Source organism: Streptomyces phytophilus (assembly GCF_013870535.1).
GTDB classification, from domain to species: Bacteria; Actinomycetota; Actinomycetes; order Streptomycetales; family Streptomycetaceae; genus Streptomyces; species Streptomyces phytophilus.
On sequence record NZ_JACBXC010001105.1, the window covers coordinates 1 to 2,047 of the forward strand.

Consider the following 2,047-nt stretch of genomic DNA (forward strand, 5'->3'; position numbering starts at 1 on the left):
TCACCGTCGACACCACCCGCCCCACCGGCCCGGCCGGCCGGATCAGCCGCGTCGAGACCCTGATGCTCGGCACCGCCTGGCGCGACTTCGGCTACGTCCGCGTGCACACCGACGAGGGCCTCTCCGGCGTCGGCGAGATCACCCACCCGTACCGCGGCCGCGAGGTCTGCGCGCTCGCCGAGGCGATGTCCCGCCGCCACCTGCTGGGCGCCGACCCCTTCGACGTCGAGGAGATCTGGCTCCGGCTGCACCAGGGCGACTTCCTGCGCGGCGGCGACGTCGGCGGCATCGTCCTGTCCGGCCTGGACCAGGCGCTCTACGACCTCATGGGCAAGGCCCTCGGCATACCCGCCTACCGCCTGACCGGCGGCGCCTGCCGGGAGAGCGTCCCCGTCTACGCCAACGGCTGGTACGACGGCGAGCGCGACCCCGAGGTGTTCGCCGCCAAGGCCCGCGCGACCGTCGCCAAGGGCTACGGCGCCCTGAAGCTCGACCCCTTCGGCTCCGGGCTGCACGAGCTGAGCCCCGCGGAGCTGCGCCGCTCCGCCGGCCTCGTCGCCGCCGTGCGCGAGGCGATAGGACCGGACGTCGAGCTGTTCGTCGAGGGCCACGCCCGCTTCGCCATGCCCACCGCGGTGCGGCTGCTGCACGAACTGGAGCCGTACGGCATCGGCTGGCTGGAGGAGCCGCTGCCCTGGACGCACATCGAGCGCTACGCCGAGCTGCGGCAGCGGGCGCCGTTCCCCCTCGCGGGCGGCGAGCACTTCCACGACCGCTACGAGTACAAGCAGCTGTTCGCCACCCACGCGGTGGACATCGTCCAGCCCGACCTGTCGATGGCCGGCGGCCTCACCGAGGTACGCAAGATCGCCGCCATCGCCGACGCCCACGGCATGCTCGTCGCCCCGCACAACTCCAACTCGCCGCTGTGCACCACCGTCTCCGTACACGCGGCGCTCGGCATCCCCAACCTCAAGGTGCTGGAGACCTTCGACGGGCTGCTGGAGCCCTACGTCTTCGAGGCCCTGCGCGGCACGCTGCCCATCGCCGACGGCCGCATCGGCCTGCCCACGGCGCCGGGCCTCGGCGTCGAGCTGGCCGACGAGGTCTTCGCCGAGCACCCGCCCACCCACCGCTTCTGGAACATGTTCGAGGACGGCTGGGAGAAGCGGGACAGGAGCGCACCCGCATGATCACCGACGTCCACTCCCATCTCTTCCGGCCCGGTGCGGACTTCGACGACGCCTTCCGTACCGAGGCCGCCCGCGCCCACGCGGGCGAGGTGGACCTCACCGTCCGCTTCGAGGAGTACGCGGCCGCGGCCCCCGCCGGCACCCGCACCATCGTCGTCGGGGGCAAGGCCCGGCGCAGCGGGCTGTGGGTCGACGACGCCGCGGTGGCCGCGTACACCGCGGCCCGCCCCGACCGGCTGATCGGCTACCTCTCGCTCGACCCCACCCAGCCCGGCTGGCGGGACGAACTGCGCCACGGCCACCAGGAGCTGGGGCTGCGGGGCATCAAGCTGATGCCGATGTACGCGGGCTTCGACCCGGCCGACGAGGCGTACGACGACCTCTTCGGCTACGCAGAACGCCACGGCCTGCCGCTGCTGGTGCACACCGGCACGACGTTCGTCTCGGCCGCCCCGCTGGAGTACGCGATGCCCCGGCACCTGGACGCCGTCGCCATCCGCCACCCCGGGCTGCGCATGGTCCTCGCCCACCTCGGCCACCCCTTCGAGGGCGAGTGCCTGGCCGTCATCCGCAAGCACCCGCACGTCTACGCGGACGTCAGCGCCCTGCACTACCGGCCGTTCCAGCTCTGGCACAGCCTGCGCCTGGCGCAGGACTACGGCGTCTGGCACAAGCTGCTGTTCGGCAGCGACTACCCCTTCACCACGGTCGACGCCTCGGTCGCCGGGCTGCGCGAGATCGCCCGGATCCCGGGGATCCCCGGGCTGGCACCGCTGGACCGGGACGAGGTGGAGAAGCTGATCCACCGGCCGGCCCTCGACCTGCTGGGGCTGTCGTGACCGGCCGCTGGACCG

General features: G+C 73.1%; 2 protein-coding genes. Both read left to right on the plus strand.

What is annotated here, in order from left to right; all coding sequences use genetic code 11:
* On the plus strand, window positions 1-1,193 hold a 1,193-nt coding region (locus tag H5J30_RS29560; protein WP_258563593.1), incomplete at its 5' end, for a mandelate racemase/muconate lactonizing enzyme family protein.
* Complete coding sequence (locus tag H5J30_RS29565; RefSeq protein WP_181790393.1) at window positions 1,190-2,032, plus strand: amidohydrolase family protein; 843 nt, start codon at window positions 1,190-1,192, stop codon at window positions 2,030-2,032. The genes H5J30_RS29560 and H5J30_RS29565, both read left to right, overlap by 4 nt.
* Window positions 2,033-2,047: the final 15 nt, after the last annotated feature.

Coding starts and splice junctions, on each gene's coding strand:
- H5J30_RS29565 (WP_181790393.1), top strand. CDS start 1,190: ATGATCACCGACGTCCACTCCCATCTCTTCCGGCCCGGTGCGGACTTC.